The organism is Kitasatospora sp. NPDC023176 (assembly GCF_055560495.1).
Window position 1 is genome coordinate 176,622 of the sequence record NZ_JBVHIP010000001.1, and the last position, 22,409, is coordinate 199,030.

Below are 22,409 nucleotides of genomic sequence, written 5' to 3' on the forward strand. Positions count from 1 at the left end.
GGTTTAAAACACCCTTTTTTGGGGGGGGGGGGGTTTGTGTGGTTTTTATTTTTTGTGTTGGGGGGGGGGGGGGGTTCCCCGCCCCCCCGGGGGGGGGGGGGGGGCACCCCGGCCGCTCCCCTCCCCCGCCTCCCCCGTCACGTCGACCCCGGACCGGCCATGCTCTCCTTCGCCCTGCGGCGCACCCTCCAGGCCCTCGCCGTCCTGGTCGCGGTCTCCGCCGCCGCCTTCGCCCTCTTCTACGCCACGCCCGCCGACCCGGCCCGGGCCGCCTGCGGCCCGCGCTGCGACAGCGGCCAGATCGCGGCGGTGCGCCAGAGCATGGGCCTGGACCAGCCGCTGCTCGCCCAGTACAGCGACTACCTCGCCGGTGTCGTGGCCGGGCGGGACATCAGCGACGTGGACGGCTCGGTCATCCACTGCGCGGCACCCTGCCTCGGCTACTCCTACCGGCTGCACCAGCCCGTCACCGAGGCGCTGGCCGAGCACCTGCCGGTCACCTTCTCGCTGACCGCCGGGGCACTCGCCGTCCTGCTGGTGCTCGGCCTCGGCACCGGGTTCGTCTCCGCGCTGCGGCACGGCGGGCGCACCGACCGGCTGCTGTCCGGCTTCACCCTGGTCGGCGCGAGCGTGCAGATCTCCTTCCTCGGGTACGTCGCGCAGTGGGCGCTGGTCTACTCGACCGGCCTGCTGCCGCTGCCCTCCTACACCCCGCCGAGCCGGGACCTCGCCGCCTGGGCGGGCGGGATGCTGCTCCCCTGGCTCGTCCTCGGCTTCGTCAACTCGGCTGTCTTCGCCCGGCTTTCGCGCTCCCAGCTGCTGGAGACGATGAACGAGGAGTACGTCCGCACGGCCCGCGGCAAGGGGCTGGGGCGGCTGCGCGCCCACCTGAAGTACACCTCGCGCGGCGCCGCCGGGCCGCTGGTGCAGCTGCTCGGCCTGGAGGCCGGGGTGCTGCTCGGCGGGGCGGTGATCACCGAGACGGTGTTCGGGCTGAACGGGGTCGGGCGGTTCGCCGCCCAGGCGGTGTCCGGGCAGGACCTGCCCGCGGTGGTCGGCGCGGTGCTGCCGGCCGCCTGCTTCGTGGTGCTGTTCGTCGCGCTGGCGGACCTGGTGGTGGCCTGGCTCGACCCGCGCATCAGGCTGGGCTGAGGGGAGCCGCAACGATGAAGTCTCTTGAATCCCACGGTGGTCACGCGGTGGATGTCGAATCGGTGCTCGGTGCGCAGGACTCGGCGGAGCCAGTGCTCGGTGTGCGGGACTCGGCCGAGCCGGTGCTCAGCGTGCGGGACTTGACGGTCGAGTTCGCCGATCCGCGCGGCGGCGCTCCGGTGACCGCCGTCCGGGGCCTGTCCTTCGACCTCGCGTCGGGTGAAGTGCTCGGCCTGGTGGGCGAGTCGGGCTCCGGGAAGTCCACCGTCGGGCTGGCCGTCCTCGGCCTGCACGACCCGCGGACCACCACCGTCCGCGGCTCGATCCGGCTGGACGGGCAGGAGTTGGTGGGCGCCGGGGAGTCCGCGCTGCGCGGGGTGCGGGGCGGCCGGGCGGCGCTGGTCTTCCAGGACGCGCTCACCTCGCTCAGCCCCTTCCACGGCGTGGGCGCCCAACTCGCCGAGATGTACCGGCTGCACCACCCGCGGGCCGGGCGCGCCGAGGCCCGTCGGCGCGCGGCCGCGATGCTCGACCGGGTCGGCATCCCGGCCGCCCGGCTGCGCGACCACCCGCACCAGTTCTCCGGCGGGATGCGGCAGCGGGTGATGATCGCGATGGCGCTGATGAACGACCCCCGACTGCTGATCGCGGACGAGCCGACCACCGCGCTGGACGCCCGGGTCCAGCGGCAAGTCCTCGACCTGCTGGGCGAGTTGCAGCGCGAGCACGGCACGGCGGTGCTGCTGGTCAGCCACGACCTCGGGGTGGTCGCCGGGACGACGGACCGCACCCTGGTGCTGCGCGACGGGGCCGAGGTCGAATCCGCGCCGACCGACGAGCTGCTGGGCGCCCCGCGCCGGCCGTACACCCGCGCACTGGTGGGGGCGGCGCTGCGGCTCGATTCGGTGCCAGGCAGCGCATTGCCGACGGTTGACGATCCGCCACCATCACGGAGGTTCGCACCCCGGGTGCGGACGGCCGAGCCCCCGGGGCGCTGGCTGGTCGAGGTGGAGGACCTCTCGGTGCACTTCCCCGGGCGGCGGCACTTCCCCAGGCGGCGGCGTCTCCCCGGGCGGCGTCTCCCCGCGCTGCGGGCCGAGCCGGTCCGGGCGGTCGACGGGCTGGGCCTGCGGATCGCGCCGGGCGAGACGGTCGGTCTGGTCGGCGAGTCCGGCTCCGGCAAGTCCACCACCGCCCGGGTGCTGGCCGGACTGCAGCGGCCCACCGGCGGCCGGGTGCGCTACGACGGCCGGGACGTCGCCCACCCGGACCAAGAGCTGCGGCGCCGGCTCAGCCGGGAGATCCAGCTGGTGTTCCAGGACCCGTACGCCGCGCTCAACCCGCGTCGCACCGTCGCCCAGACCCTCGACACCCCGCTGCGCCTGCACACCCCGCTGGACGCGGCGCGGCGGCGGGAGCGGTCGGCCGAGCTGCTGGAGCAGGTCGGGCTGCCCGCCGGGCACCTGGACCGCTACCCGCACGAGTTCTCCGGCGGGCAGCGGCAGCGGATCGGTATCGCCCGGGCCCTGGCCCCCGAGCCGCGGCTGATCATCGCGGACGAGCCGGTCTCGGCACTCGACGTGTCGGTGCAGGCGCAGGTGCTCAATCTGCTGATGGAGCTGCGCGAACGGCTGGGCGTCGCCTTCCTGTTCGTCTCGCACGACCTCGCGGTGGTCCGGCACTTCTGCGACCGGGTGGCGGTGATGCACCGGGGGCGGCTGGTCGAGTCGGCTGACCGGGAGCAGCTGTTCGACGCGCCGCACACCGAGTACACCCGGGAGCTGCTGGCGGCGGTGCGCTGAGGCCTCCGGGCCGCATGGCGGCCGGGCCCGGAAAGGGTTGGCACGATCGGGGTCGTAACGGTGATGATCGAAGGGTTTCGGGTTCGACCAGGAAGGACCGTCGATGATGTCCGGCACCGATCACGAGGCTGCCGGTCATGGACTGAGCCGGGCCCGGCGGGCGCCGGCGTTCGGCCTTCGTTCGGCTGCGCGGGCGCGGTCCGAGGCGTTAGCGTGCTGGCGACGTGCCGTCACTCGACGTGCCGCGCGGATCGCCACCGGAGGGGGCACATTGTCGGACGACCTGCTCATCGCAAAGATCAACCACGGTTTCGACTACCTCGATGCCGACGGAGACGGCCTGCTCACCGAGCGGGACCACGTGCTGATGGGCCACTCGGTGGCCCGCTCGCTCGGCCACCAGGAGGGCTCGGAGGCGGAGGCCGTCATCGTCCGCGCCTACCTGACGGTCTGGCACGACCTGCACCTCGCCGGAAAGCCCGCCGGGACGGAGGCCATCACCCGCGAGCAGTTCGTCGCCGCGACCGCCGCGCTCGCCGACGACCCGGACGCCGCCCGGGAGATCCTCGGCTCCCTGGCCGAGTCCTTCCTCGTCGTCGCCGACGCCGACCGCAGCGGGACGGTGGACGCCGGCGAGTTCTTCGTGTTCCAGCGCGGCCACTTCGCCGGGCTCTGCCGCGACGACGCCGACGAGGCCTTCCGGCACCTCGACCTCGACGGGGACGGGACGCTGTCCGCCGAGGAGTTCACCAGCGCCATCATCGAGTACTGGACCAGTCGCGACCCGGAGGCGCCGGGGAACTGGTGGACGGGGAAGCCGCCCTCCGCGCTCTGACCCGGCCGGGCCCGCGCCCCTTCCTTGGCCTTCCCCCCTCCCTGAGTGGTGCGCCGGCGGATCGCCCCGGTCAGGCGGCCGGGACGGTCCGCCCGGCGACGGCGCGTACCGTCCGGGGCGGCTCAGCCGCGGCCGGACGGCGCCTTCGCCGGGCGCTCCGGACGCCGGCCGGACGGGCGCCGGCTGACGCTCACCACCAGGCAGACGCCCGCCACCACGATCGCCCCGCCCACCAGCGTCGGGCCGGTCAGCGGCTCGGCCAGGATCAGCCAGCCCAGCAGCACCGCGACCACCGGGTTCACATAGGCGTAGGTGGCGACCAGGGTCAGCGGGGCGGAGCGCAGCAGCCAGGCGTACGCGGTGAAGGCGAGCAGCGAACCGAACAGCACCAGGTAGCCGAGGGCCAGCCAGGACCGCCCGGAGACGGCCCCGAGGTCGAGTCCGCGCTGCTCGCCGCGGGCCAGTCCGACCAGCAGGTCGCAGAGGCCGCCGGCCAGCATCTGGTAGGCGCTCGCGGCCAGCACGTTGCCCGGCATCGGGATCTTCTTGCTCGCGAACGAGCCGACCGCCCAGCTCAGGGTGGCGCCGATGATCAGGATCACCCCGACCGGCTTGATCGACCCGCCGATCGCGGGGGCGGACAGCACCCCGAGGCCCACCAGGCCCAGCAGCACACCGGCGAGTTCGGCCCGCTTCGGGCGCTCGCCGCCGCCGAAGGCCGTCAGCACGACCATCCAGAGCGGGACGGCGGCCACCAGCAGGGCGGCCAGTCCGGACGGGACGGACGTCTCGCCGAGCACCACCAGACCGTTGCCGCCGGTCAGCAGCAGCACGCCGACCAGGGCCGCGGAGGCCAGCTGACGGCCGCTCACCCGTAGGCCGGCCGGGCCCTGGCGGACCAGCAGGTAGCCGACCAGCAGCAGTCCGGCGGTGAGGAAGCGGGCGGCGGCGGAGAAGAAGGAGGGCATCGTCTCGACCACGATCCGGATCGCGAGGTAGGTCGAGCCCCAGACGACGTAGACCACCGCGAGGGCCAGCCAGACCGCGCCGGAGAGGCGGGGGGCGGTGGGTGTGCTCGGGGAGGGGCCGGCGGGGGCTCTGCCGGGGGTCGTTGCCGGTTGTGAGGAGGCGGGCGATGTCATGCGTGTCCCCCTAGGACGGTGCTGGCTGAACATCCGATATGACAGCGCATCGACGGCCCGGTGCGCCAGTGGGTTCCACGGATCGGTCGGCAGGACGTACCGTGGGCGCTCCCCCAGCGAAGAGGTCGAATCCGTGTCCGCTTCCGAGCAGGCCCCGACGGCCGGGGCCGCGCTGCCGTTCTTCGTGTACGGCACCCTGCGCAGCGGCGGCCACAATCACGCCCGCCACCTGGCCGGACGCTGCGCCGGGATCCGCCCGGCGGTGCTGGAGGGCGCGGCCCTGCACGACGGCCCCGGGTTCCCGTACGCGGTGCCGGACCCGACGCCCGGGCGCCGGGTCGTGGGCGAGCTGATCACCCTGCGCCCCGGCGCGTACCCCGGGGCGCTCACGGCGCTGGACCTTCTGGAGGACTGCCGGGCCGACGGAACGGGCCTGTACGTCCGGCGGCGGCTGGCGGTGCGGACGGCGGCCGGCGACCTGTGCGACGCCTGGGTGTACCTGGCTGGGCCGGCGGCCGAGGCCCGGCTGCGCGCCCGGCCCGCGCTGATCGCCTCCGGGGACTGGACGGCGGTCGGCGGCTGACGGCTGACGGCTGACGACGTTCAGCTTTCAGCGTTCAACATCTGAAATCTGTTCGCTGACATCTGTTGGCTGACATCTGTTCGCTGAGACCTGTTCGCCGCCCGCCGTCCGCCGTCACCTCGCCGGATCCCGCCCGCATACCGCCAGGTAGGCTGCCCCGGCCAGCAGGAACGAACGACGAGGAGCCACCCGGTGCCCGAGCTGCCCCCTCCGATCACCGTCGTCGGGATCGGGGCCGACGGCTGGCCCGGCCTCGCCGACGGCTCCCGGGCCGCACTGCAGTCCGCCGAGGTGGTCATCGGCGGTCCCCGGCAGCTGGACCTGCTCCCCCGGGACGCCGTCACCGCCGAACGCGTCGCCTGGCCGTCCCCGCTGCGCCCAGCCGTCCCCGGGCTGCTCGCCGACCACGCCGACCGTCGGATCGCCGTGCTCGCCAGCGGCGACCCGATGTTCTTCGGCATCGGCCGCACCCTCGCCGAGACCGTCGGCGCCGACCGGCTGCGCGTGCTGCCCCACCCCTCCTCCGCCTCCCACGCGTGCGCCCGGCTCGGCTGGCCGCTGGAGGCCACCGAGGTGGTCAGCCTGGTCGGCCGGCCCCTGGACACCCTCGCGCTCACCCTCCACGCCGGGCGCCGCCTGCTGGTGCTCAGCGCCGACGCCCACACCCCGGCCGCCGTTGCCGCCCTGCTCACCGCGCGCGGCTTCGGCACCGCCCGGCTGCGCGTGCTGGAGCAGCTCGGCCACGCCCGCGAACGGCAGCTCGAAGGCCGCGCCGACGCCTGGCCGCACCCGCCCGGCGATCCGCTGAACCTGATCGCCGTCGAGCTCGGTGACGGTCCGCGCGGCTCCCTCGTCCCCGGCCTGCCCGACGAGGCGTACGAGAGCGACGGCCAGCTCACCAAGCGGCACGTGCGCGCCGCCACCCTGGCCACCCTCGCCCCCTCCCCCGGCGAACTGCTCTGGGACGTCGGCGGCGGCTCCGGCTCGATCGCCATCGAGTGGCTGCGCGCCCACCGGGACTGCCGGGCCGTCAGCATCGAACGCGACCCGGTCCGGGCCGAGCGGATCGAGCGCAACGCCGCCGCGCTGGGCGTGCCCCGGCTGCGGGTGGTGACCGGCCGAGCCCCCGGCGCGCTCGCCGAACTCCCCACCCCCGACGCCGTGTTCATCGGCGGCGGCCTCACCGCCCCCGGCCTGCTGGATGGTTGCTGGGCCGCGCTGCGCCCGGGCGGGCGACTGGTCGCCAACACCGTGACGCTGGAGTCCGAGGCACTGCTCACGGAGTGGTACCGGCGCCACGGCGGGGAACTCGTCAAACTGGCCGTCGCCCACGCCGTCCCGGTCGGCGGATTCACCGGGTGGCGGCAGGCCATGCCGGTCACCCAGTGGTCCGCCGTCAAGCCCAACACCCCTCAGGAGGACGCCTCGTGACCGTCTACTTCATCGGAGCCGGCCCGGGCGCCGCCGACCTGATCACCCTGCGCGGCCAGCGCGTCCTGGCCCGCGCCGAGGTCTGCCTGTACGCCGGCAGCCTCGTCCCGCGCGAGCTGCTGGACGAGTGCCCGGCCGGCGCCCGGCTGGTCGACACCGCACAGCTCAACCTGGACCAGATCATCGCCGAGCTGGTCGCCGCCCACCAGGCGGGCCGGGACGTCGCCCGGCTGCACTCCGGCGACCCGTCGGTGTTCTCCGCCGTCGCCGAGCAGATGCGCCGACTGGACGCGGCCGGCGTGCCGTACGAGGTGGTCCCCGGCGTACCCGCCTTCGCCGCCGCAGCAGCAGCGCTGAAGCGGGAGTTGACGGTGCCGACCGTGGGCCAGACCGTCATCCTCACCCGGATCGCCAAGCGCGCCACCCCGATGCCCGACGGCGAGGACCTCGCCACCCTCGGCCGCAGTGGCGCCCTGCTGGTGCTGCACCTGGCGGCCGGCTACGTGGACGACGTGGTCGAGCAGCTGCTGCCACACTACGGCGCAGACTGCCCGGCCGCCGTGGTCGCGATGGCCAGCCGGCCCGACGAGCTGGTGCTGCGCGGCACGCTCGCCGACATCGCCGGGCAGGTCAAGGAGGCGGGCGTGGTGCGCACCGCCGTCATCCTGGTCGGCCGCACGCTCGCCGCCGAGCAGTTCCGGGACAGCCACCTGTACTCGGCGGACCGCGAGCGGCCGCACGAGCCCTGCGGCGCATGACCCTGCACAGCCCGACCCTGCACAGCCCGACCCGCACCCCTGCCCATGTGCTGGTCCTCGGTGGGACGACGGAGGGGCGGACGCTGGCCGCCGCGCTGGACGGCCGGCCGGGTCTGCGGGTCACCAGTTCGCTGGCCGGGCGGGTCGCCCGACCCCGGCTGCCCGTCGGGCAGGTGCGGATCGGCGGCTTCGGCGGCCCGGACGGGCTCGTCGCCTGGCTGCGCGCCGAGGCGGTGGACGCCGTGGTCGACGCCACCCACCCGTTCGCCGCCGGGATGTCGCACAACGCCGCCCTCGCGGCCGCCGCCACCGGGGTGCCGCTGCTGGTGCTGCGCCGCCCCGGCTTCGCGCCCGTCGCCGGGGACCGCTGGCACCTCGCGCCCTCGTTGGCGGCGGCCGCCGAGCTGCTGCCCAGCCTCGGCCGGAAGGTCTTCCTCAGCTCCGGACGGAAGGGCATCGGCGCCTTCGCCCACCTGGAGGGGCTGCACTTCCTGGCCCGCTCGGTGGACCCGCCCGAGCCACCGATGCCATCCTCGCTCGAAGTCCTGCTGGAGCGCGGCCCGTTCACCCTCGACGGCGAGCGGGCGCTGCTGCGCGAGCACCGGATCGACGTGCTCGTCACCAAGGACAGCGGGGGCGCCGCGACCGCGCCCAAGCTCACCGCCGCCCGCGAACTCGGCCTGCCCGTGGTCGTGGTGGAGCGCCCGCCGGTGCCGGAGGGCGTGCCGGTCGCAGCGGACGTGCCGGGCGCGGTGCGGTGGTTGGAGCAGCTGGGGTAGCTCTCGCCCGCAGAATAATGCCAGCCGGATGCTCAGGCCATGAGGCACGATGGCCCGATGACCGATACTCAGCCCACCGCCACCCCGCGCACCACCACCCTGCAGACGGCCGACGAACGGGCCACCCTGGCCAGCTTCCTGGACTTCCAGCGGGACACCCTGGCGATGAAGTGCGCCGGCCTGACCACCGACCAGCTGCGGACCCGGGTGCTGGCACCCTCCGGGCTCTCCCTGCTCGGGCTGGTCCGCCACCTCGCCGAGGTGGAGCGCGGCTGGTTCCGCAACGTCCTCGCCGACGAAGGCCGGCCCGGCTTCTGGAAGCATCCCGACGGCAGCTTCGCCGAGTTCGACGTGGAGACCGCCGACCCGGCGGAGGCCTTCGCCGTCTGGCGCCGAGAGTGCGACCACGCCCGGGAACTCGTCGCCGCCGCAGAGTCGTTGGACGTCCTGGGCCGCCACGGCGAGGAGGTGTTCTCGCTGCGCTGGATCCTCACCCACATGATCGAGGAGTACGCCCGCCACAACGGCCATGCCGACCTGCTGCGCGAGCACCTCGACGGCAGCACGGGCGAGTAGCCGCACCGGGGGGCCGGAAGGAGCACACGTGCGGACCCGCCAGAAGGACCGCGACGTCCCCGGACCGCCGGAGCCCTGGAACGAGGTCCTTCCCGGGCTCTGGATGGGCGGACACCACTTCACCCCGCCCGGCGGTGAGCTGGAACCAGCGGTCGCCCGGGGCGAGTTCGACCTGGTGGTGAGCCTGTTCACACGGCCCGGGCACGGCCCGGCCCCCGGGGTGGAGCACATCGTCCGAGAGGTGCCCGACCAGCCGCTCTCCCCCGGCCAGTTGCTCGCCGTCCAGGAGGCCGCGGACCTCACCGCCGCCGCCGTGCGCCGGGGCCGTCGGACGCTGGTGCGCTGCCACTCGGGCTACAACCGCTCGGGCCTGGTGGTCGCGCAGGCGCTGGTCGGCCTCGGGCACGATCCGGCCGAGGCGGTCCGGCTGATCCGGGAGCGGCGTTCGCCCTGGGCGCTGAACAACCCGGTGTTCGTGGACTACCTGAACACCGGGCTGGACGTGGCGGCCCTGCTGGCCGGCCTCAGCGGCTGAGGCCGACCGTGGAATGGACGATCCGTCAGGCGGACGGTCAGATGTCGCGGAAGGTCTCGATCTGGGCGCCGATGGAGTTGAGGCGCTCGGCGAGGTCCTCGTAGCCGCGGTTGATGACGTAGACGTTGCGCAGGACGGAGGTGCCCTGGGCGGCGAGCATCGCGAGCAGGATGACCACGGCCGGGCGCAGTGCGGGCGGGCACATCATCTCGGCGGCGCGCCAGCGGGTCGGGCCCTGGACCAGGACGCGGTGCGGGTCGAGCAGCTTGACGTCCGCGCCGAGCCGGGTCAGCTCGGTGAGGTAGATCGCGCGGTTGTCGTAGACCCAGTCGTGGATCATCGTGGTGCCGTGCGCGGCCGCGGCGATGGCGGCGAAGAACGGCACGTTGTCGATGTTGATGCCGGGGAACGGCATCGGGTGGATGGTGTCGATCGGCGCGGTCAGCTTGGAGGGGCGCACGGTGAGGTCGACCAGGCGGGTGTGGCCGTTGTGGGCCCGGTACTCCGGGGTCCGGTCGTAGTCGAGGCCCATGCCCTCCAGCACCGCGAGTTCGATCTCCAGGAACTCGATCGGCACCCGGCGGATCGTCAGCTCGGAGGAGGTGACCACGGCGGCGGCGAGCAGGCTCATCGCCTCCACCGGGTCCTCGGCCGGGGTGTAGTCGACGTCGCAGCTGATCTGCGGGACGCCGTGCACGGTGAGGGTGGTGGTGCCGATGCCCTCGATCTTCACGCCCAGCTTCTCCAGGAAGAAGCAGAGGTCCTGGACCATGTAGTTGGGCGAGGCGTTGCGGATGACGCTGACGCCGTCGTGCCGCGCGGCGGCCAGCAGGGCGTTCTCGGTGACGGTGTCCCCGCGCTCGGTCAGTACGATCGGGCGGTCCAGCGGGGTACCCGGCTCGACCGAGGCGTGGTAGGCGCCGCCGGTGGTGGCGACCTCCAGGCCGAAGCGGCGCAGCGCCGTCAGGTGCGGCTGGACGGTGCGGGTGCCGAGGTCGCAGCCACCGGCGTACGGGATGGCGAAGCGCTGGGCGCGGTGCATCAGCGGGCCGAGGAACATCAGCACGCTGCGGGTGCGGCGGGCGGCCTCGACGTCCATCGCGGCGAGGTCGAGTTCGGCCGGCGGGGTGAGTTCGAGGTCGCGGCCCTCGTTCAGCCAGCGGCTCTTGACGCCGATGCTGGTGAGCACCTCGAGGATGCGGTAGACCTCCTCGATCCGGGCGACGCTGCGGATCGTGGTGCGGCCGGTGGTCAGCAGCGAGGCGCAGAGGATCGCGACGCAGGCGTTCTTGCTGCTGCGGACCTCGATGGCGCCGGAGAGGCGGGTGCCGCCGGTGACCCGCAGGTGCATCGGCCCGGAGTAGCCGAGGGAGACGATCTCGCTGTTGAGGGCATCGCCGATGCGCGCGATCATCTCAAGGCTGACGTTCTGCTTGCCCTGTTCGATGCGGTTGACCGCGCTCTGGCTGGTGCCGAGGGCCTCGCCGAGCTGCGCCTGGGACCAGCCGCGGTGCTGGCGAGCGGTACGGATGAGGGTGCCGATACGGGTGAGGTAGTCGCCTGTCACTCGGCAGACCATATCTCATGGTTGAGATGGCACCAGAATCAACAGCAGGCATGGCGCCACTTTTGTCCGTTTCTCACCCTGTATGAACGTCGGATCTTCACATCACCACGCGATATTGCTGAGGTTTCTTTGCGCAAGGGAGACCCTCAACTCGCTGCCGTACAGGGCCCGAGCGCCGTCACGGCCCGAGTGGCTCCGCCCGGCCGACGATGGTGCCCGCGCGGTCGATGCAGATGACGTCCACCGCCACCGGCGAGCCGAGCAGCACACCGAGCGCCGTCGCCCGGGCCGCCTCGGCGACCTGGTCCCCCAGCGGCACCCCGGCCGCCCGGCACAACTGCACCGCCTCCAGGCCGGTGTTGGCCGCCGCCACCGCCGCGACCAGTTCCTCGTCCGCCCCGCCGCGCCGGGCCAGTTCGGCCAGGTAGCCCTTGTCCACCTGGGAGCGCGCCGAGTGCAGGTCGAGGTGGCCGTAGGCGAGCTTCGACAGCTTGGCGAAGCCGCCCGCGATGGTCAGCCGGGGCACCGGGTGGCGCTTGAGGTACTTGAGGACGGCCCCGGCGAAGTCGCCCATGTCGAGCAGCGCGTCCTCGGGCAGGCCGTGCACCGCGACCGCGACCTTCTCCGAGGTCGAACCGGTGCACCCGGCCACATGGGTGCGCCCGGCCGCGCGGGCCACGTCCACGCCGCGGCGGATCGAGTCGATCCAGGCCGAGCAGGAGTAGGGGACGACGATCCCGGTGGTGCCGAGGATCGACAGCCCGCCGAGGATACCGAGGCGGGGGTTCCAGGTCGAGCGGGCGATCTCCTCGCCGTGGTCGACGGAGACCTCCACCACCACGTCCCCGCTGCCGCCGTGCGCGGCCGCCACCTCGGCCACGGCGTCGCGGATCATCTGGCGGGGCACCGGATTGATCGCGGGCTCGCCGACCGGCAGCGGCAGGCCCGCCTTGGTGACCGTCCCGACTCCGGGGCCGGCCCGGAACACCACCCCGGTGCCGGGTTCGCCGAAGCGTACGGTCGCCCGGACCAGTGCGCCGTGGGTCACGTCGGGGTCGTCGCCGGCGTCCTTGACCACCCCGGCCATGGCGCTGGTCCGCTCCTGGCCGGCTGTGGCGAGCTCCCCGCCGGCCCTGCTCAGGACTTCGCCGCCCGTGGCGCGCTCCCCGCCGGCTGTGGTCTGGTCTCCGCCGCCCGTGGTCGGCTGCTCGGCAGCCGTGGTCAGCCGCTCGGCGGCGAGGGCGAAGGCGGGCCGCTGCCCCTTGGGGAGGGTGATGGGCACCGGGTCCGGGAAGTCGCCGGTGAGCAGCGCGGTGTACGCGGCCTTGGTGGCGGCGGTGGCGCAGGCGCCCGTCGTCCAGCCGTGCCGCAGACCGCTGCTCTTCAGCTGGCCGGCCCGGCCTCCCGGCTCGGCTCCCGCTGCGGCCACCTGCGCCTCGCTTCCGTGCTGCGGGCCGGCGCTCGCGCACCGGCCGTCGTTCCGTCGACGGCCGGTGTGGCCGTCGCTCCTCCAGCGGCCGCACCGGCCGTCGTCGCCGCCGATTTTCCCCCATCCGTCCGGCCGCGGCCCGACCGGGGTCGCGGCGGGCGTCCGGTGTGGGGGCTGCGAAGGGGAGGCGGGCCCGCGTTCCCGAAGAGTTCTCCGCACGGGCCTAACGCCGCCGGCTACCGGTGGGTAATCTGGCGGTCCGCCAGAAGCGGGTTCATGACACTCAGGCCCGGTGGACGGGACGCCTTTCCCGACCGGGCCATCAGCATGTGGGGGTTTTTGTGGCAGGCATGAGACGACGCACCTTCCTCACCGGTACGTCGGTGGCCGCCGCCTGGTCGGCCCTGTCGCTGGGCGGCGCGCAGTTCGCCTCGGCCGCGGCGCGCGAGCAGGCACTGGCGACCACGGCCGCGCGGGCGGTCAACGTCTCCGGGACGACCCTGGAGCAGGTGGCCACGCCGTCCGGCGACGGCTCCTACAAGCGGCTGACGGCCGGGCCGGGGTGGCCGCTGGTGGTGCGCGGGGAGCTCGCGGCGCCGGGCACCGGGCGGGACGACCGCCGCACCGGGCTGGCCAGCTTCGTCCAGTTCAGCGACCTGCACCTGGTGGACACCGAGTCCCCGGTGCGTTTCGAGTTCCTGGCCAAGTTCAACGACAGCGCCTACCGGCCCCAGGAGGCCCTGAACGCCCGTGGTGTCTCGGCCCTCGTCGAGCGGGTCAACTCGCTCGCCGGCGGCCCGTACACCGGGATGCCGTTCAGCATGGTGATGGCCACCGGTGACAACACCGACAACCATGAGCTGGCCGAACTCGACTGGTACCTCACCGTCATGGGCGGCGGGCGGCTCGCCCAGAACACCGGCGACCCGACCCGCTACGAGGGCGTGCAGAACTCCGGCAACTCGGCCTTCTGGAACCCCGAACTCGCCTACAGCGACGTCTACAAGGCGAAGGGCTTCCCGCAGGTGCCCGGCTTCCTGTCCGCGGCCGGCCGGCCCTTCGACGCGCCGGGCCTGCACACCCCCTGGTTCACCACGGTCGGCAACCACGACGACAGCATCGAGGGCTCGCTGCCGGACTTCGGGCTGCTGAACGACCTCTACACGGGCGGCCTCAAGCTGGAGGGCTGCGACGACGCGACCGCCGCCCAGCTGATGGACTCGCTGCGCCGCGACCCGGCGGGTGCCGTACTGCTGCTCGCCAAGCTGCTCGCGAACGGCGACGCGGTGCGCCGGATAACCCCGGACGAGCGCCGGCACCCGTTCACGCTCAAGGAGTTCGCCAAGGCCCACCTCGACCCGGCCGTCACCGGCGCCGGTCCGTACGGGCACGGCTTCACCTCGGACATGGTGAGCAGCGGCAAGCTCTACTACACCTTCCGGATCTCGGAGAAGGTCGTCGGCATCAGCCTGGACACCACCAACCAGGCCGGATTCGCCGACGGTTCGCTGGGTACCGCCCAACTGCGCTGGCTGGAGCAGCAGTTGAAGAACCACAGCGGGCACTGGTACGACAGCAACGGGAACCGGGTCACCGGCGGCAGCACCGACGACGTGATCCTGCTCTTCAGCCACCACACCAGCGGCTCGATGGGCAACCTGCTGCCGGACCCTCGCAACATCTTCGAGAAGCGGCACGACGGCAACGAGCTGGTCGCGCTGCTGCAGCGCTACCCGAACGTGGTCGCGTGGGTGAACGGACACACCCACATGAACAAGATCACGGCGCACGGGCACGCGGTGCCGGAGCGGGCGTTCTGGGAGATCAACACCGCCTCGCACATCGACTACCCGCAGCACGGGCGCATCATCGAGATCGCGGACAACGGGGACGGCACGCTGTCGCTGTTCACCACGCTGATCGAGTCCGCCGCGCCGTACTCCACGGACTTCGGCAGCACCTCGGACGCCAACCTGGCGGCGCTCTACCGCGAGCTGGCGTACAACGACCCCAACGGGCGGGTCTCCTCGCTGCTGGGCGCCGGGGAGGACCACAACACCGAGCTGCTGATCACCAAGCCGACCCGGTGAGGTAGCGGCGGACAGCGGACGGCAAACGGATGACAGCTGACAGATTTCATCATCTGTCAGCTGTCATCCGTTATCTGTTAGCTGTTATCTGTCCGCTGTCACCTGTCGGCTGTCAGCTTGTTCCCTGTCAGCCGCGACGCGCCCGCCGTCACGCCTCCGGGTACCGCCGGGGCGTCCAGACGACCTCCACGCCGCCGCCCCGCTCGACCGCCCGGGTCTGCGAGGAGCCGATCAGCAGGATGGTCCGCATGTCGACCAGTGCCGGGTCCAGCTCGCCCAGCCGGACGATCCGGATCCGCTCGGTCGGCCCGCCGACGTCGCGGGCCATCACCACCGGAGTCTCCGGCGCGCGGTACTCCAGCAGCAGGTCCCGGGTCAGACCGACCTGGGTGGTGCGGGACTTGGAGCCCGGATTGTAGAGCGCGAGCACGAGGTCCGCCTCGGCGGCGGCGCGCAGTCGCTTGGCCACCACGTCCCAGGGCTTGAGCCGGTCCGACAGCGACACCACCGCGTAGTCGTGCCCGAGCGGGGCGCCGGCCCGGGAGGCGGCCGCGTGGGCGGCGGTCATCCCGGGGACGATCCGCACCGGCACGTCCCGGTAGTCCGGCTCGCAGGCGACCTCCAACACGGCGGTGGCCATCGCGAAGACGCCCGGGTCGCCCGAGGACACCACGCAGACCCGGTGCCCGCGCCGGGCGAGGTCCAGCGCGAACTCGGCGCGCTCCGACTCCACCTTGTTGTCCGAGCCGTGCCGCCGCTGCCCCGGCCGCTCGGGCACCCGGTCCAGGTAGGTGGTGTAACCGACCAGGTCGGTGGCCTCGGCCAGGGCGCCACGCGCATCGGGGGTGAGCCAGAGCGGCCCGGCCGGGCCGGTGCCGACGACGGTCACGCTGCCGACGCCGTCCGCGAGCCGCACCTCCGGCTCCAGCGGCGCGACCTTGCTGGGCAGCACGACCACCGAGAAGTACGGAACGGTCTCCCCGTCGACCTCGGCGAGCGGCGCGATCCGCTCGCCGTCCATGAAGGCGCGCTCGACGTACTGGGCGTCGTCCAGTCGGCCGGCCCGCTCCAGCGCCCGCCGGACGGTCGGGAAGGTGCGCCCGAGCTTCATGATCACCGCGGAGTCCGCCGAGGCGATCCGTGCCGCCAGCTCCTCCTCGGGCAGCGTGCCGGGGATGACGGTGAGCGTCTCCTCGGCCTCGGTCAGCGGCCGGCCGAGCCGGGCCGCCGCCGCGCTGACCGAGGTCACGCCGGGCACCACCTCGGTCGGGTAGCGGTGTGCGAGCCGCTTGTGCATGTGCTGGTAGGAGCCGTAGAACAGCGGGTCGCCCTCGGCGAGGACGACGACGTCGCGCCCGGCGTCCAGGTGGGCGGCCAGCCGGGCGGCTGCCTCCTCGTAGAACTCGTCCAGCGCGCCCCGGTAGCCGCCGGGGTGGTCGGTGGTCTCGACGGTGAGCGGGTAGACCAGCTTCTCCTCGATCTGACCACCCGTCAGATAGCGTTCGGCGATCGAGCGCGCGATGGACCGGCCGTGCCGGGCGCTGTGGTACGCCACCACGTCGGCCTTGCCGATGAGTTCGGCCGCCCGGACGGTCACCAGCGAGGGGTCACCGGGGCCGAGCCCGACACCGTACAGCCGTCCGGTGGCAGCCCGAGGATCCTGATGTTCCGTCACTCTTCTTCGCTCGCAATCGCGTTGATGGCGGCGGCGGCCATCGCGCTGCCGCCGCGCCGACCGCGCACCACCAAGTGCTCCAGGCCGGAGGGGTGTTCGGCCAGCGCCTGCTTGGACTCGGCGGCGCCGATGAAGCCGACCGGGACACCGATCACCGCGGCCGGACGCGGCGCGCCCGCCTCGATCATCTCCAGCAGTCGGAACAGCGAGGTCGGCGCGTTGCCGACGGCCACCACGGCGCCCTCCAGCCGGGGCAGCCACAGCTCCATGGCGGCCGCGCTGCGGGTGTTGCCCATCGCGCGGGCGAGTTCGGGCACCGACGGGTCGGTGAGGGTGCAGATCACCTCGTTGTCGGCGGGCAGCCGCTTGCGGGTGACGCCGCTCGCGACCATGTTGACGTCGCAGAGGATCGGCGCACCGGCGTGCAGCGCCGCGCGCGCCGAGGCGACCACGCCGGGCGAGTACACCAGGTCCTCGACCAGGTCGGTCATCCCGCAGGCGTGGATCATCCGCACCGCGACCTGGGAGACGTCCGCCGGGAGGGCGGCCAGATCGGCCTCCGCACGGATGGTGGCAAAGGACTGGCGGTAGATGGACGCGCCGTCCTTCTCGTACTCGATCACTTGGTGGTCCTCCTGGCCTCGGCGACCGCCTCGGCCATCTCTTCGTTCCTCACGTCCACGGGGGCGCCCGCGGTCGTGGCCGGCCCGTTCACCGTCACCCGGTAGCCGTGCCCGGTGGCGAGCACGTCCACCCACCGCCCGGCCGGATGGCCGCAGCGCCGTTCACAGCCCGACCAGTGGACGGGCAGTCCGCCGGTCGCCGTCCCCGGCCCCGTCTCCATCCCCGCCGCCGACTCCGCCGACTCCGCCGCCGCCAACGCCCGGGCCGCGTCGGCCCTTACGTCGGCCAGCGACTTGGCGCAGCCCGGCAGCCCGGTGCAGGCGGTGGCCCGCTCCCAGGGCGAACCGGGCTCGGTACGGAAGCCGGCCGCCGCCAGCGCGGGCAGCCGGTCGGCCGGGGCGCCGGGCACCACCGCGCCGCGCCACGGGGTCAGCCGCAGTTCGCCGGCCGAGGCGGCGACCAGCGCGCGCCACTGCGCGGCGCTCGCCCGCCCGAAGCGCACGCCCACCGAGAGGCCCCCGGGCAGCACGCCGACGGCGGGCGGCGCACCGGCGACGGCGGGCAGCGGCACCGGGCCGGCCGACAGCAGATCGGGCACCTCGCGCACGTGCCAGGCCCGGCGGCCGCTGCTCCGCAGCGCGTCCAGGAAGGCGTGGGCCGCGTCCAGCACGGCCGTCACCTCCTGCCCGGGCTCGACCGGGTGTCCGTCCGCGGCGCGCCCGAGGCGCAGCACGGCGGGCCCGCCCGAAGCTGCGATCAATGTCACATCGGCGTCGAGCGCGGCGACGTCGCCCCGCCCGTCGTCCAGCGCGAACAGGAACTTGCCGGAGAGCCCGGCCGCCCAGTCGCTCGCGCACAGCCGGGCGTCCAGTTCCCGTACCCAGGCCTGGACATCGGCGTTCCCGGCGGCGTCCAGTCCGGCCAGCGGCGAGGCGACGATGTTGCGCACCCGCTCATGGGTGTCCGAGGGCAGCAGTCCGACGGCGCGCAGCCGGTCGGCGAGTTCGGCGCCGCAGTCCCGGGCCAGGCCGCGGAGTTGGACGTTGCCGCGCGAGGTGGTCTCCAACTCCCCGTCGCCCAGGGCCTCCGCCGCCTCGGCCAGGCCCAGGGCCTGACGATCCGTCAGCAGTCCGCCGGGCAGCCGGACCCGGGCGAGGCCGCCGTCGTCGGCGGCGTGCAGGCGCAGCGCCCCGGGGCAGGCGTCCGCGCGCCCCCGGTCGGGCACGGCGGCGCCCGGCGCGGTGGCGTCGGGTGTCGGTGGCATGGCGGCGAGCATACAGATGATCCGATCGCTTGCCCCCGTCCGCTGCATCACACCGCCGGAACATCCGGCAGCACGCCCGCCAGCACGCCCGCCAGCGCATCCGCAGCACGCCGGCCGCACACCGGCCGCACACCGAGCTGTCGTCCGGCGCCGGTGAGCACCGTGCGCCCGCCCGTGCGCCGGGCGAAGCGAAGCCGGCTCTCCCCCAGGTCAGTCGCACCCCGGTACGATGCAGGCGGACGGCCCCAGCGGGCCGTCCACGCCAGCGACGGCGCAGGGGAGGAAACCGGTGCGAGCCCGGTGCGGTCCCGCCACTGTGACCGCGGCTCACCGGGAAGCCGGTCGGCCGCGGGAGCCAGGAACTCCCGCCGTCCTCCACCGGCCCGGGGCGCGGACCCCGAGGAAGGCAGAAATGCACCACCGCTGTCGCATGCCCGCGCCCGTTTCCCCGGCCACCACCGCGGCCGCCCCGGCCACCACTGCGGCCATCCCGGCCGCCCACGAGGCCGGGAGGGCCTTCGCATGATCCTGCTGCTGTCGACGTCCGACACCGACCTGCTCAGTGCCCGCGCCTCGACCGGCCCGGTCCCGTACCGGCTCGGCAACCCGGCCCGGCTGAGCCCCGAGGACCTGCCCGAGCTGCTGGAGGGCACCGAGCTGGTGGTGGTCCGTCTGCTCGGCGGGCGCCGCGCCTGGCAGGAGGGCCTGGACGCGCTGCTGGCCGGTCCCCGCCCGGTCGTCGTGCTGACCGGTGAACAGGCCCCCGACGCCCAGCTGATGGAGTTGTCCACCGTCCCGGCCGGCATCGCCGCCGAGGCGCACGCCTACCTCGCCCACGGCGGCGCGGCCAACCTGGCCGAGCTGGGCTCCTTCCTCTCCGACACCGTGCTGCTGACCGGCCACGGCTTCGCCCCGCCCGCCTCCGCACCCGCCTGGGGGCCGCTGGAGCGTGAAGCCCGTACGTCCGACGGCCCGACCGTCGCGGTGCTCTACTACCGGGCGCACCACATGAGCGGCAACACCGCCTTCGTGGAGACCCTCTGCCGGGCCGTCGAGGACCAGGGCGCCCGGGCGAAGGCCTACTACTGCGCCTCGCTGCGCGGTGCCGAGCCCGAGCTGCTGGCCGAACTCGGCGCGGCCGACGCGATCGTCACCACCGTGCTCGCCGCCGGCGGCACCCGCCCGGCCGACGCCCAGGCCGGCGGCGACGAGGAGGCCTGGGACGCCGGCGCGCTGGCCGCGCTGGACCGCCCGATCCTGCAGGCGCTCTGCCTCACCTGGTCCCGCGCCCAGTGGGAGTCCAGCGACGACGGCCTGTCCCCGCTGGACACCGCCACCCAGATCGCGGTGCCCGAGTTCGACGGCCGCCTGATCAGCGTCCCGTTCTCCTTCAAGGAGCTGGACGAGGACGGCCTGACCGTCTACGCCGCCGACCCGGAGCGCGCCGCCCGGGTGGCCGGCACCGCCGTCCGGCACGCCCGGCTGCGGCACGTCCCGGCCGCCGAGCGCCGCCTCGCCCTTGTGCTGTCCGCCTACCCGACCAAGCACTCCCGGGTCGGCAACGCCGTCGGCCTGGACACCCCGGCCAGCGCGGTGCGCCTGCTGGAGCGGCTGCGCGCGGAGGGCATGGACCTCGGCTCCGACCTGCCCGGCTTCAACACCGCCACCGACGGCGGCGAGGACGACGGCCACGAGGGCGACGCCCTGATCCACGCCCTGATCGCGGCCGGCGGCTACGACCAGGACTGGCTCACCGAGGACCAGTTGGCCCGCAACCCGGTCCGCATCCCGGCCGCCGACTACCGCCGCTGGTACGCCACCCTCCCCCAGGGCCTGCGCGCACGGGTCGAGGAGCACTGGGGCCCGGCCCCCGGCGAGCTGTACGTCGACCGCTCGCAGAACCCGGACGGCGACATCGTGCTCGCCGCGATCCGCTCCGGGAACCTGCTGGTGCTCATCCAGCCGCCGCGCGGCTTCGGCGAGAACCCGGTCGCCATCTACCACGACCCGGACCTCCCGCCGAGCCACCACTACCTGGCCGCCTACCGCTGGATCCAGGCCGCCCAGCAGGACGGCGGCTTCGGCGCCCACGCCGTCATCCACCTCGGCAAGCACGGCAACCTGGAGTGGCTGCCCGGCAAGACCGCCGCGCTGTCCGCCGAGTGCGGCCCGGACGCCGTCCTCGGCGACCTCCCGCTGATCTACCCCTTCCTGGTCAACGACCCGGGCGAGGGCACCCAGGCCAAGCGCCGCGCCCACGCCACCCTCGTCGACCACCTCGTCCCGCCGATGGCCCGCGCCGACTCCTACGGCGACATCGCGCGCCTGGAGCAGCTGCTCGACGAGCACTCCAACATCGCCGCGATGGACCCGGCCAAGCTGCCCGCGATCCGCGCCCAGATCTGGACCCTGATCCAGGCCGCCAAGCTGGACCACGACCTCGGCCTGGACGAGCGCCCCGAGGACGACGGCTTCGACGACTTCCTGCTGCACGTCGACGGCTGGCTGTGCGAGATCAAGGACGCCCAGATCCGCGACGGCCTGCACGTCCTCGGCCAGGCCCCGGCCGGTACCGACCGGATCAACATCGTGCTCGCCATCCTGCGCGCCCGGCAGATCTGGGGCGGCGTCAGCGCGCTGCCCGGCCTGCGCGAGGCGCTCGGCCTGGACGAGGCGGCCCTCACCCTCGGCGCCACCGACGCGGCCGAGGCGCAGGCCCGCGCCCTGGTCGAGGCGATGGAGGCGGAGGACTGGGCGCCCGAGGCGGTGGAGAAGGTCGCCGCCGGGCTGCCGGAGGCCGTCCGCCAGGTGCTCGACTTCGCCGCCACCCAGGTGGTGCCCCGGCTGGCCGCCACCACCGACGAGCTGGACGCCGTGCTGCACGCGCTCCAGGGCGGCTTCGTCCCGGCGGGCCCGTCCGGCTCACCGCTGCGCGGCCTGGTCAACGTGCTGCCGACCGGCCGCAACTTCTACTCCGTCGATCCGAAGGCCGTCCCCAGCAAGCTCGCCTGGGAGACCGGCCAGGCGCTGGCGAGTTCGCTGATCGACCGCTACCGGGCCGACAACGACGGCGCCTACCCGCCCTCGGTCGGGCTCTCGCTCTGGGGCACCAGCGCGATGCGCACCGCCGGCGACGACATCGCCGAGGCCTTCGCCCTGCTGGGCGTCCGCCCGGTCTGGGACGACGCCTCGCGCCGGGTCACCGGCCTGGAGGCGATCCCGGCGGCCGAGCTCGGCCGCCCGCGCATCGACGTCACGCTGCGCATCTCCGGCTTCTTCCGGGACGCCTTCCCACACGTCGTCGCCTTGCTGGACGACGCGGTGCGCCTGGCCGCCGCCCAGGAGGAGGCCGACGACGACAACTTCGTCCGCGCCCACGTCCAAGCCGACCTCGCGGTGCACGGCGACGAGCGCAAGGCCACCGTCCGCGTCTTCGGCTCCCGCCCGGGCACCTACGGGGCAGGCCTGCTCCAGCTGATCGACAGCCGGGACTGGCGCACCGACGCCGACCTCGCCGAGGTCTACACCGTCTGGGGCGGCTACGCGTACGGTCGCGGACTGGACGGACGCCCGGCCCGCGAGGAGATGGAGACCGCGTACAAGCGGATCACCGTCGCCGCGAAGAACACCGACACCCGCGAGCACGACATCGCCGACTCGGACGACTACTTCCAGTACCACGGCGGCATGGTGGCCACCGTGCGCGCCCTCACCGGCAAGGCCCCGACCGCCTACATCGGCGACTCGACCCGCCCGGAGACGGTCCGCACCCGCACCCTCACCGAGGAGGCCGCCCGCGTCTTCCGCGCCCGGGTGGTCAACCCGCGGTGGATGGACGCGATGCGCCGCCACGGCTACAAGGGCGCCTTCGAGATGGCCGCGACGGTCGACTACCTGTTCGGCTACGACGCCACGACCGGCGTGATCGCGGACTGGATGTACGAGAAGCTCACCCAGGAGTACGTCCTCGATCCGGTCAACCGCGAGTTCCTGGCCGGCGCCAACCCCTGGGCGCTGCACGGGATCAGCGAGCGCCTGCTGGAGGCGGCGAGCCGCGGGCTGTGGGAGCAGCCGGACCCGCAGCTGATCGAGCAGCTGCAGGCCGCGTTCCTGGAGACCGAGGGCGACCTGGAGGGCGACGAGGGCTGAGGCCCTCCGACCGGACGG

Annotated in this window: 17 protein-coding genes and 1 riboswitch; of the genes, 11 read left to right on the forward strand and 6 right to left on the reverse strand. The window is 73.9% G+C overall.

The window, feature by feature from the left end; all coding sequences use genetic code 11:
* The first annotated feature begins 159 nt into the window (after window positions 1-159).
* The 3 genes from ACZ3YL_RS01155 to ACZ3YL_RS01165 all read left to right on the forward strand — a co-directional run bounded on the left by ACZ3YL_RS01155 (window position 160) and on the right by ACZ3YL_RS01165 (window position 3,789).
* Window positions 160-1,152: an ABC transporter permease gene (locus ACZ3YL_RS01155; protein ID WP_465654553.1), complete on the forward strand. Its 993-nt coding sequence runs from the start codon at window positions 160-162 to the stop codon at window positions 1,150-1,152.
* Window positions 1,153-1,166: 14 nt separating this feature from the next.
* Window positions 1,167-2,954, forward strand: a complete 1,788-nt coding sequence (locus ACZ3YL_RS01160; RefSeq protein WP_465654555.1) for a dipeptide ABC transporter ATP-binding protein — start codon at window positions 1,167-1,169, stop codon at window positions 2,952-2,954.
* Between the two features lie 271 nt (window positions 2,955-3,225).
* On the forward strand, window positions 3,226-3,789 hold the full coding sequence (locus tag ACZ3YL_RS01165; RefSeq protein WP_188303035.1) for an EF-hand domain-containing protein: 564 nt from the start codon (window positions 3,226-3,228) through the stop codon (window positions 3,787-3,789).
* 122 nt (window positions 3,790-3,911) lie between these two features.
* Here ACZ3YL_RS01165 and ACZ3YL_RS01170 read toward each other — a convergent pair whose 3' ends face one another.
* Entirely contained in the window at window positions 3,912-4,931 is a 1,020-nt protein-coding gene (locus ACZ3YL_RS01170) for an EamA family transporter (RefSeq protein WP_465654557.1), read from the reverse strand.
* 133 nt (window positions 4,932-5,064) lie between these two features.
* On the opposite strand from ACZ3YL_RS01170, the gene ACZ3YL_RS01175 reads away from it, so the two are divergent.
* The 6 genes from ACZ3YL_RS01175 to ACZ3YL_RS01200 all read left to right on the forward strand — a co-directional run bounded on the left by ACZ3YL_RS01175 (window position 5,065) and on the right by ACZ3YL_RS01200 (window position 9,593).
* Window positions 5,065-5,514: a gamma-glutamylcyclotransferase family protein gene (locus ACZ3YL_RS01175; protein ID WP_465654559.1), complete on the forward strand. Its 450-nt coding sequence runs from the start codon at window positions 5,065-5,067 to the stop codon at window positions 5,512-5,514.
* Between the two features lie 192 nt (window positions 5,515-5,706).
* Window positions 5,707-6,945 carry a precorrin-6y C5,15-methyltransferase (decarboxylating) subunit CbiE gene (gene cbiE, locus ACZ3YL_RS01180; protein WP_465654561.1) on the forward strand — a complete coding sequence of 413 codons (1,239 nt, stop codon included), beginning with the start codon at window positions 5,707-5,709 and terminating at the stop codon, window positions 6,943-6,945.
* Window positions 6,942-7,703 (forward strand): precorrin-4 C(11)-methyltransferase, encoded by a 762-nt coding sequence (gene cobM / locus ACZ3YL_RS01185; protein WP_465654563.1) that lies wholly within the window; start codon window positions 6,942-6,944, stop codon window positions 7,701-7,703. The genes cbiE and cobM overlap by 4 nt, the downstream gene beginning before the upstream one ends.
* Window positions 7,700-8,482 carry a cobalt-precorrin-6A reductase gene (locus ACZ3YL_RS01190; protein ID WP_465654565.1) on the forward strand — a complete coding sequence of 261 codons (783 nt, stop codon included), beginning with the start codon at window positions 7,700-7,702 and terminating at the stop codon, window positions 8,480-8,482. The genes cobM and ACZ3YL_RS01190 overlap by 4 nt, the downstream gene beginning before the upstream one ends.
* Window positions 8,483-8,539: 57 nt before the next feature.
* Window positions 8,540-9,058 carry a DinB family protein gene (locus tag ACZ3YL_RS01195; protein WP_188303041.1) on the forward strand — a complete coding sequence of 173 codons (519 nt, stop codon included), beginning with the start codon at window positions 8,540-8,542 and terminating at the stop codon, window positions 9,056-9,058.
* A gap of 28 nt (window positions 9,059-9,086) precedes the next feature.
* The gene (locus ACZ3YL_RS01200) at window positions 9,087-9,593 is read left to right on the forward strand and encodes a protein-tyrosine phosphatase family protein (protein ID WP_465654567.1); all 507 of its coding nucleotides are present in this window, start codon (window positions 9,087-9,089) and stop codon (window positions 9,591-9,593) included.
* A gap of 37 nt (window positions 9,594-9,630) precedes the next feature.
* Here ACZ3YL_RS01200 and ACZ3YL_RS01205 read toward each other — a convergent pair whose 3' ends face one another.
* Window positions 9,631-11,160: a UDP-N-acetylglucosamine 1-carboxyvinyltransferase gene (locus ACZ3YL_RS01205; protein ID WP_188303043.1), complete on the reverse strand. Its 1,530-nt coding sequence runs from the start codon at window positions 11,158-11,160 to the stop codon at window positions 9,631-9,633.
* A gap of 178 nt (window positions 11,161-11,338) precedes the next feature.
* Window positions 11,339-12,589: a cobalt-precorrin-5B (C(1))-methyltransferase gene (locus tag ACZ3YL_RS01210; protein WP_188303044.1), complete on the reverse strand. Its 1,251-nt coding sequence runs from the start codon at window positions 12,587-12,589 to the stop codon at window positions 11,339-11,341.
* Between the two features lie 350 nt (window positions 12,590-12,939).
* Here ACZ3YL_RS01210 and ACZ3YL_RS01215 point away from each other — a divergent pair, with 350 nt between their 5' ends.
* A complete protein-coding gene (locus tag ACZ3YL_RS01215; RefSeq protein ID WP_465654570.1) occupies window positions 12,940-14,679 on the forward strand; it encodes a TIGR03767 family metallophosphoesterase in 1,740 nt (579 codons plus the stop codon).
* 148 nt (window positions 14,680-14,827) lie between these two features.
* Here the strand turns inward: ACZ3YL_RS01215 and ACZ3YL_RS01220 are convergent, their stop codons facing one another.
* Genes ACZ3YL_RS01220 through ACZ3YL_RS01230 form a run of 3 tightly spaced genes read right to left on the reverse strand, consistent with a single transcriptional unit; the run spans window position 14,828 to window position 18,254 of the window.
* Window positions 14,828-16,354, reverse strand: a complete 1,527-nt coding sequence (locus ACZ3YL_RS01220) for a precorrin-2 C(20)-methyltransferase (protein WP_188303046.1) — start codon at window positions 16,352-16,354, stop codon at window positions 14,828-14,830.
* The gene (locus tag ACZ3YL_RS01225) at window positions 16,351-16,977 is read right to left on the reverse strand and encodes a precorrin-8X methylmutase (protein ID WP_188303047.1); all 627 of its coding nucleotides are present in this window, start codon (window positions 16,975-16,977) and stop codon (window positions 16,351-16,353) included. Before ACZ3YL_RS01225 ends, ACZ3YL_RS01220 begins: the two co-directional genes overlap by 4 nt.
* Window positions 16,974-18,254, reverse strand: coding sequence for a hypothetical protein (locus tag ACZ3YL_RS01230; RefSeq protein WP_465654572.1), 1,281 nt, complete (start codon window positions 18,252-18,254; stop codon window positions 16,974-16,976). The genes ACZ3YL_RS01225 and ACZ3YL_RS01230 overlap by 4 nt, the downstream gene beginning before the upstream one ends.
* A gap of 267 nt (window positions 18,255-18,521) precedes the next feature.
* Window positions 18,522-18,607, forward strand: a riboswitch (cobalamin riboswitch).
* A 157-nt stretch (window positions 18,608-18,764) separates the two neighbouring features.
* On the opposite strand from ACZ3YL_RS01230, the gene cobN reads away from it, so the two are divergent.
* Window positions 18,765-22,391: a cobaltochelatase subunit CobN gene (gene cobN, locus ACZ3YL_RS01235; RefSeq protein WP_465654574.1), complete on the forward strand. Its 3,627-nt coding sequence runs from the start codon at window positions 18,765-18,767 to the stop codon at window positions 22,389-22,391.
* Window positions 22,392-22,409: the final 18 nt, after the last annotated feature.

Excerpts from the sequence above, each read along its gene's own strand:
- ACZ3YL_RS01155 (WP_465654553.1), top strand. The coding sequence starts at position 160 with ATGCTCTCCTTCGCCCTGCGGCGCACCCTCCAGGCCCTCGCCGTCCTG.
- ACZ3YL_RS01230 (WP_465654572.1), bottom strand. The coding sequence starts at position 18,254 with ATGCTCGCCGCCATGCCACCGACACCCGACGCCACCGCGCCGGGCGCC.
- ACZ3YL_RS01190 (WP_465654565.1), top strand. The coding sequence starts at position 7,700 with ATGACCCTGCACAGCCCGACCCTGCACAGCCCGACCCGCACCCCTGCC.
- cobN (WP_465654574.1), top strand. The coding sequence starts at position 18,765 with ATGATCCTGCTGCTGTCGACGTCCGACACCGACCTGCTCAGTGCCCGC.
- ACZ3YL_RS01215 (WP_465654570.1), top strand. The coding sequence starts at position 12,940 with ATGAGACGACGCACCTTCCTCACCGGTACGTCGGTGGCCGCCGCCTGG.
- ACZ3YL_RS01160 (WP_465654555.1), top strand. The coding sequence starts at position 1,167 with ATGAAGTCTCTTGAATCCCACGGTGGTCACGCGGTGGATGTCGAATCG.
- ACZ3YL_RS01195 (WP_188303041.1), top strand. The coding sequence starts at position 8,540 with ATGACCGATACTCAGCCCACCGCCACCCCGCGCACCACCACCCTGCAG.
- ACZ3YL_RS01170 (WP_465654557.1), bottom strand. The coding sequence starts at position 4,931 with ATGACATCGCCCGCCTCCTCACAACCGGCAACGACCCCCGGCAGAGCC.